The organism is Mycobacterium sp., from assembly GCF_035697385.1.
Lineage (GTDB): Bacteria > Actinomycetota > Actinomycetes > Mycobacteriales > Mycobacteriaceae > Mycobacterium.
In genome coordinates, this window is the sequence record NZ_DASSCY010000063.1 from 1 (window position 1) to 7,239 (window position 7,239).

At 65.4% G+C, this 7,239-nt stretch carries 9 protein-coding genes; 4 read left to right on the top strand and 5 right to left on the bottom strand.

Annotated elements, in window-relative coordinates:
• Window positions 1–50: 50 nt before the first annotated feature.
• Window positions 51–1,190, bottom strand: coding sequence for a TDT family transporter (locus tag VFH65_RS05720; protein ID WP_353320183.1), 1,140 nt, complete (start codon window positions 1,188–1,190; stop codon window positions 51–53).
• Between the two features lie 95 nt (window positions 1,191–1,285).
• Here VFH65_RS05720 and VFH65_RS05725 point away from each other — a divergent pair, with 95 nt between their 5' ends.
• From VFH65_RS05725 to VFH65_RS05740, 4 genes are read left to right on the top strand one after another with little or no spacing between them, the layout of a single operon-like run.
• The gene (locus tag VFH65_RS05725; RefSeq protein ID WP_353320184.1) at window positions 1,286–2,608 is read left to right on the top strand and encodes a sensor histidine kinase; all 1,323 of its coding nucleotides are present in this window, start codon (window positions 1,286–1,288) and stop codon (window positions 2,606–2,608) included.
• Window positions 2,596–3,240, top strand: a complete 645-nt coding sequence (locus tag VFH65_RS05730) for a response regulator transcription factor (RefSeq protein ID WP_353320185.1) — start codon at window positions 2,596–2,598, stop codon at window positions 3,238–3,240. The genes VFH65_RS05725 and VFH65_RS05730 overlap by 13 nt, the downstream gene beginning before the upstream one ends.
• 21 nt (window positions 3,241–3,261) lie before the next feature.
• Entirely contained in the window at window positions 3,262–4,143 is an 882-nt protein-coding gene (locus VFH65_RS05735) for a DUF4097 family beta strand repeat-containing protein (protein WP_353320186.1), read from the top strand.
• Between the two features lie 12 nt (window positions 4,144–4,155).
• Window positions 4,156–4,839 carry a hypothetical protein gene (locus tag VFH65_RS05740; RefSeq protein WP_353320187.1) on the top strand — a complete coding sequence of 228 codons (684 nt, stop codon included), beginning with the start codon at window positions 4,156–4,158 and terminating at the stop codon, window positions 4,837–4,839.
• On the opposite strand, the gene VFH65_RS05745 is transcribed toward VFH65_RS05740, so the two are convergent.
• The 4 genes from VFH65_RS05745 to VFH65_RS05760 form a co-directional block, all read right to left on the bottom strand.
• Window positions 4,808–5,758 carry an RNA polymerase subunit sigma-70 gene (locus tag VFH65_RS05745; RefSeq protein WP_353320188.1) on the bottom strand — a complete coding sequence of 317 codons (951 nt, stop codon included), beginning with the start codon at window positions 5,756–5,758 and terminating at the stop codon, window positions 4,808–4,810. The genes VFH65_RS05740 and VFH65_RS05745 overlap by 32 nt on opposite strands.
• Window positions 5,755–6,162, bottom strand: coding sequence for a PPOX class F420-dependent oxidoreductase (locus VFH65_RS05750; RefSeq protein ID WP_353320189.1), 408 nt, complete (start codon window positions 6,160–6,162; stop codon window positions 5,755–5,757). The genes VFH65_RS05745 and VFH65_RS05750 overlap by 4 nt, the downstream gene beginning before the upstream one ends.
• Window positions 6,163–6,261: 99 nt before the next feature.
• Complete coding sequence (locus VFH65_RS05755; protein ID WP_353320190.1) at window positions 6,262–6,897, bottom strand: DUF3887 domain-containing protein; 636 nt, start codon at window positions 6,895–6,897, stop codon at window positions 6,262–6,264.
• A gap of 116 nt (window positions 6,898–7,013) precedes the next feature.
• The coding region (locus tag VFH65_RS05760) for an FAD-dependent oxidoreductase (RefSeq protein ID WP_353320191.1) at window positions 7,014–7,239 on the bottom strand (226 nt) is incomplete at its 5' end.

Sequence of the window (7,239 nt, forward strand, 5' to 3'; positions counted from 1 at the left end):
CGGTATGACGTTGGGAGGCAGGAGTTGTGGCTGCACGCCGAACACGCTACTCATGGCGCCGAAATCGCAGGGCCCGCCGGAGGGTCTTTCTGCGCTTTGACTGGACCCGCGGGTGGCGGGACGAACAAGTTGCCGCGCAGCCCGCCGCGGAACGTCCGGACAGCGACCAGACACCAGGTGCCGAGCAGACCGACGTAGGCGATGGCGGCCGCGACACGAAAGGCCGGCAGGCCGGTATGCACCGCCAGCTGCGTGGTGCCGGTGACGAATGTGCCCACCGGGAACGTCAGACTCCACCACGTCAGCGCGAACGGCATGCCGCGCCGCAGGGTCCGCACCGTCAGCGCGGTTGCCAATGCGATCCACAGCACGGCGAAGCCCCAGACCGGCACGCCGAACAGAATCCCGAAGACCACCATGCCGTTTGCCAGATCCGGTTCGACGGCCAGGGCCGCGCTCGTGCCCAGAAGCCCTGCGGCCGTGATGGATTGGCCAAGCGGACCGAGGACTATCCATAGCGTCGGCACCCGCGCGGTACCCGAGGTGCCGTAGTGCGCGAGGCGACTCCACACCATCGTGATGATGATGATCGACGCGACGAGCGACAGCCCGAACATCGCATAGCAGCCATAGAGCATCGTCTGCCTGCCGGTGCCGGGCGCCATATGCGGGATCAGCAGTGCCCCGGTGGCCGCCGACACCATCGGCGGAACGACGGGCATCAGCCATCCACCGAACGCCGCGTCGGCCTCGACCCGGTACTGCGTGAACATCAAGTACGGGATGCTCATCGCGGTGAACAGCCCACCGAGCGTTCCCGCGGTCCACAGAATCCAGTCAAGGTCGACGGCGGCACGTTCGCCGATCAGGTCCTTGCCGACGAGGATCGCTCCAGCGCCGACAGTAAGCAGCGCCATCGGAGCCGCTCCGTAGAAGTGAGCCATCTGCGGGTTGCGGGCGTGGCTGCGGGCCATCGTCGGGTGCCGCAGCCAGTTCGCCCCAACCGCCACGATGAGGATGACCAACCACACCGAGGCCACCACCCACACGACCAGGGCGAACACCCGCAAGCCCGGCACATGCACCGGCAGGCTCGCCGCCGCGGTGGCGACTATCCCGGTGCCCATGACCGATGCGAACCAGTTCGGGCCCAAGTAGCTCAGCAACGGATGCCGGTCTGTATTCGTCATATCGACGTTGACGTTACTGAGCGGGGGGTTATCCCCCGCCAGGTTCTCGGGAAAACGCTGTTTCGCGCGGCGCCCCAGGTCCATAGGTTGATGGCATGGTCGCAGTAACCGACACAAGTCCAGATGCCAGTACGGAGCCGATAGCCGCCGAGGAACCGGCGGTCACGTCTCCACCCCGCACCATCGGTGTGGTACCGACGGCGTCGATGGTCACCGGCGCCGCGGTCGGCCTGGTGTGGTTCTGGATTCCCTTGACAATCTTGATCGTTGGCGTCTCTTCCATCCCCTCCGGCATCGGATTCGTACTCGCCGCGGTGGTGTTCATCTACGTGATGCGCGGCGTGGAATGGGTCGAACGCCTGCGCAGCGAGGCCGTGTTCGGCTTTGGCATCGGGATTCCGCCGCGCCGGATCTCGCACTACACCGGCTTCCAGCGTTGGCTGCACCAGCTGTGGCTGGACATCAGCAGCGCCCGGTTCTGGAAGGCCACCGCCCAGCACTTCCTGCGGATGACCTACGACATCGTGGTCACCTCGATCGCGTTTGGCCTGCTGGCGTTCGCGTTCTTGGGCCCTGCGGCCGCGATGGCGATCCAGCAGAGCGATGTCGACGCCGGCCTGTCTTTCCTGTCGCCACCGCTGGCCTGGCTGCTGGCCGTCGTGGCTGTCGTTGCCGCGGTAGCGATCCTGATCTTCGCGCCTGCGCTCGATGCGGTGATCGACCGTTGGTTGCTGTCACCGTCACCGACGGCCGCGCTCCAACATCAGGTCAGTGCGCTCGCCGATGCCCGGCAGGGCGCGGTGTCGTCGGCGCAGACCGAGCGTCACCGCATCGAGCGCGACCTGCACGACGGCGTGCAGCCGCGGCTGGTGTCGCTGGCCATGACGATCGGGTTGGCGCAGACCAAACTCGACACCGACCTGCCAACGGCCAAGACGCTTATCGCCGAGGCCCACGACGACGCCAAGAGCGCGCTCGTCGAGCTTCGCAATGTGGTGCGCGGTATCGCGCCCACCATCCTGTCCGACCGCGGGCTGGACGCCGCGCTGTCGTCGGTGGTGCAGCGCTCGCAAATCACCGGAGTGCCGACGACGATTGACCTTCATCTGCCCCGCCGGTTACCGGACGAGGTCGAGTCCGTCGCCTACTTCGTCGTCGCCGAGGCATTGACCAACGTCGCCAAACACGCGAACGCCACGCAGGCGGTGGTCACGGTGCGGCTCGACGAGTCGGCGAACCAGTTGCAGGTCTCGATATTCGACGACGGCCGCGGCGGTGCCGAGATAACCAACGACGAGAACGCCACCGGCCTACGCGGGTTGGAGGAACGCGTGCGAGCCGCGCACGGCACGTTCAGCGTGACCAGCCCTGCCACCGGCCCGACGATCGTGACCGCGGTGCTGCCATGCGCATCGTGATCGCCGAGGACTCCGCGCTGCTGCGGGCCGGCATCGAGCGCATCCTCACCGACGCCGGTCACGAGGTGGTCGCCGGTGTGCCCGACGCCACCAACTTGCTGCGGCTGGTCAACGACAAGCGCCCAGACCTGGCGATCGTAGACGTGCGGATGCCCCCGACCTTCACCGACGAAGGCATCCGGGCCGCGGCGCTGCTGCGCAGTCAGAATCCGGAGTCGGCGGTGCTGGTGCTGTCGCACTACGTCGAAGAGCGCTACGCCGCGGAGCTGATCGCCTCGGACACAAAGGGATTCGGATACCTGCTCAAGGACCGGGTGGCCGATGTGCCTGCCTTCCTCGACGCGGTCGAGGTCGTCGGCACGGGTGGCACGGTGCTTGATCCGGAAGTGGTTTCACAGATTCTTGTGCGATCACATCGCCGCAGCGCACTCGATCAGCTCACCCCGCGCGAGCAAGAAGTGCTGCAGCTGATGGCCGAGGGCAAGACGAACTCGGCGATTGCATCCGCTCTGCACATCTCTGTCGGCTCCGCCGAGAAGCACATCGCGTCGATCTTCACCAAATTGGATCTGGCTCCCGACGAGACCGAGAACCGCCGCGTGCTCGCGGTGCTGCGTTTCCTCGAGTCGTAAACCACCGGAAGGGTTTTGATTGTGACCACCATTGCTCCCCCACCACCAGCACCGGCCACCCCGCCGCCGCCAATCTCCCCTGGCGGACGCACCGCGGTCCGCGTAACGCTCATCGTCGCCGCGGCGGTGTTGGTGGTGGGGGCCGTCGTATCGCTTGCCACGGTCGCATGGGGCATCAGCAGCTTCCGGGTCATCACCGATTCCAAGCCACTGCCGGCGAACATGCGCTCGTTGACGGTCGACACCGGCGATGTGCCCGTCGCGGTCCGGATCACCACCGACCGGGACGCTCGCGAGCCGCGCGCCGACCTGCGCATGGTCAACTCGACCCGTGCAGGCGCAAACCCGTTGGCGGTCAGCTCAGATGGCCCGAACGCGCGGGTGACGATCAACGGTGAGCAGTCCATGTTCATGGATTGGGGCCGCGCCGGCGAGATCACGCTCGTGCTGCCGCCAGAGCTCGCCCGCAGGTTGTCGGTCACGACCCAACAAGACAACGGAATTGTGCTCGCCCAGGCCGACCTTGATCAACTCATCGCCCGTACCGACAACGGCGAGGTGATTCTCAGCGGATCCGCGCGGCGTATCGAGGTCTACACCGACAACGGCGACGTGGTGACCCGCGACCCGATCTCAGTGTCGGAATCGTTTTCTGCCACTACCGATAACGGCGAGATCAAGGTGGACTTCTCCGAAGTCGCGCCGCGCACCGTGGACGTCATCACTGACAATGGCGACGTGATCGTCGCGCTCCCGGGGCCTGGCCCCTACGTGGTGAACGCGAGCACGGACAACGGCGACGCGACGGTGCGAGTTCCGCAAGCGACCGATCGGGAGAAGGCCGCCGCCGTCGTCACCGCCCGCTCGGAGAACGGCGACGTGGTCATCGACGATCTGCGCTAGACGGTGGGTTAGGTGTCCTCACCCTCGATCGCGCCGTACCTGTTGGCCGTGCCGTTCACGGCGACCATCACCGGGGCGTTCAACCTGTCGGAATTGCTTCCGATTCCCGTGGCAGTCGCAGTCGGAGCCGCCTGGGGCATAGTGCTGGGTATCGGTGCGACCTGGCTGAGGTCAAAACCGAAACCTGCTGCCTGGGTCGAGGATTCGCTGGTGTTCCTCGGCACCATTGCGCTGGCCTTCGCTGCGTGTGGCGGGCTGATGGCGCTGTTGATGCTCAGTGGAGCGCTGCGCAGCTCATCGCTGACCGGCGAAACACTGGAGGAAATGTTCCTTCCGATGATCCCGTATTACATCGCGGTCAACGCTCCGCTGGAAATGCTGGTCATGCCCGGCCTGATCTACCTGGGCTGGCGCGCGGGTAAACGGCGATTGCTGATCGTCGCAGGGGCGGCGTTGTATTTCGCGATGCGGGTATGGACCTACATTGCCTTCGTGCCGGCACGGTTGGGCTTCGCCGAGTCCGGCCACACCACCGATCCGATGACGGCAGCCGAACGCCACCAGGCGTATCTCGACCTCAAGGTCGAGGATCCACGATGGATTCTGGTTCTGGCGATACTCTCGATATTCATTGTGGCGGCGGCATTCCCGCGGCTACGGGAGGTCACGGGACCAGCGGCAATCCAAACAGGGTGACCAGGCCGGGCTCGCCGAAGACGACGATCCGAGCGATGCCTGCGGCCGTCACGTCGAGCACGGAAATCCCGTAAGCGTGATGAAGCCCGTCCTCGCCACGCAGGTAAGCCGCGGCGGCCGGCTGACCGTTCGCCGCGATGGGCACCATCCGCCAGTCGCCTGGGCTGCCCAACGCCTTGGCGGCGAGGAATGGCAGGCATGTCCTGTTGCCGGCGAACCACGTTCGCGACCCGACCACCTCCAGCGCGGCGTCGTGGCGCAGCACCTCTTTGATCATCGCGGCGTCGGACTTCTCAAACGCGGTCATGTACAGCTCGAGCAGTTCACGGGCGCGCGGTTCGGTCGGTTCGATGATGTCGTCAGCCCTCGGCGCGACATCCTTCATTCGTGTCCGCGCCCGCTGGAGCGCACTCTTGGCAGCTGTGACGGTGATGTCGAGCATCGCAGCCACCTCGGCCGCCGGAAACGCCAGTACATCCCGCAGCAGAAGCGCCGCGCGCTGCTGAGCCGGAAGGTATTGCAGGCTTGCGACCAAGGCCAAGCGCAGGCTCTCCCGTGACGTGACGAGCGCGGCAGGGTCGTCGACGGCGTTCACCCATGCATCCGGAATCGCTTGCAGCCAAGCCACTTCCGGTGCCATTGCCGGCTCTGTCTGCGGGTCGTCGGAGGGTCCGCCGAGACCCGATGGCAGCACCCGGCGGCTGCCGTGCGCAAGAGCGGTCAGGCATGCGTTGGTCGCGATCCGGTACAGCCACGTCCGCACCGACGAGCGGCTCTCGAAGTCCCGGTAGCCCCGCCACGCCCGCAGATAGGTCTCCTGGACGATGTCCTCGGCGTCGTGGGCGGACCCGAGCATCCGGTAGCAATGGGCGAGCAGCTCGCGGCGATACGGCTCGGTGTCACGGATGAATTCGTTCATGCCGCGGCCGGCACCGGCGGGAATTGATACACCTTTTCCGGCGTGAGGCGGACGATCACCCGCTCGGCGTCGGGCTCGGGCGGCGGTGGCATACCGCCCATGTATGTGTCGTACATCGCGTAGAGCAACCGCTTCTCGGGATCGTCGGTGATCTCGACGCTACCGCGGATCTCGACGTAGCGACCGTTCTCCTTGTCGACGACCAGCAGGCTGACCCGCGGGTCGCGCGCCATGTTGCGGGTCTTCAGCCGTCCCTTGATAGTGCTGAACAGCACCGTGTCGCCGTCGCGCTTGACGAAGATGACTGACGCCTGCGGGCGTCCGTCGTGATTCGACGTAGCCAGCATGGCGAAGTGCGGGCCGTCGAGCACGGCGCGCGCAGCCTCATTGAGCGTTATATCCACGCCTATACAGACCAGCCGCGAGCCGAAAAGGAATCGGTCTATCCGAGATTCCCAGTGCCTGGTCATTATCCGGGAAGGTCAGTTTGGCGGCTTACTGATTCACTTGCCGGCCGATCCGCCGGCACCGCCGGCCGCATCAGGATTAAGGATGAACAGCCCGGCAATCGTCCGATCGTCACGGAATGTGATGCGAGCGACGAAATCGCCAGCCTCGAAGGCCAATGGTGTGTTGGTGATGGTGAAGTCGCCGGCACGCACGGCGTCAGTGTCTCCGTGGCTCTCGTAGGCCCCAGCCAACCCCGCAATGTAAGCCCACGCCTCGGCAAGCCCCTCCTCAGTGAGGCCGGCGCGCATCGTGTCATCAAAGCGCGCGGTGATATTAGCCCACCGGCCGTGAGCATGGTCATCGATGACCGCCCTGGCCAACTCGACGGCATCAGGAAGTGGGCTGGTATTCATGACTTCTCCGTTTCGGGGATCGATTGGCTTGCCGTATCGCTGGAACGCGGCCTGACGCGAGACACCGAGCACCTCGCCGATTTCCTGCCATGTCCGGCCCGCCTCGCGTGCCTGCCGCACAGCCGAAGCCATCAACGCCTCAGCCCCGTCCCGAATCTCGTGCGCTGCGCGCACCAAGTCGAGCGGTTCGATCTCGGAATTCAGAACCGGGGCAGCGAGGATCTGGCCGAGCTGACGGTGCAGCTGCTGACCAGTCATAGTGAACGAACCGGACATATGTCAATGATGTATTGACATATGTGCATCTGTCAATGATCACTTGACGTCACCCCGCATTCACGGGGGTCAACATTCCGAGTTGATCAGGGTTCAGTTTTCAAATGTTCGGTCAGCTACCCGAGGATCCGATCTGCTGCGCGCAGGCCGCTCATGTACGCGCCGTGAACAGTGGCGAAGAACTCCTCGTACGTCGCCTCGCCCGCGAACAGCAGTCGCTCGCTCACCGGTTCGGCGAGTGCGCGCAGGTCCGCCGGGCTCGAGCCGACAGCGAGGAAACTGTACGAGCCACGCGCGTAGGGATCAGCGGCCCAGCGGGTGACGAGCGCCCCTGTCGGCTCG

Bases quoted from the DNA above. Each gene is read 5' to 3' on its own strand.
- VFH65_RS05720 (WP_353320183.1), bottom strand. From the start codon at position 1,190: ATGACGAATACAGACCGGCATCCGTTGCTGAGCTACTTGGGCCCGAAC.
- VFH65_RS05725 (WP_353320184.1), top strand. From the start codon at position 1,286: ATGGTCGCAGTAACCGACACAAGTCCAGATGCCAGTACGGAGCCGATA.
- VFH65_RS05730 (WP_353320185.1), top strand. From the start codon at position 2,596: ATGCGCATCGTGATCGCCGAGGACTCCGCGCTGCTGCGGGCCGGCATC.
- VFH65_RS05745 (WP_353320188.1), bottom strand. From the start codon at position 5,758: ATGAACGAATTCATCCGTGACACCGAGCCGTATCGCCGCGAGCTGCTC.
- VFH65_RS05755 (WP_353320190.1), bottom strand. From the start codon at position 6,897: ATGTCCGGTTCGTTCACTATGACTGGTCAGCAGCTGCACCGTCAGCTC.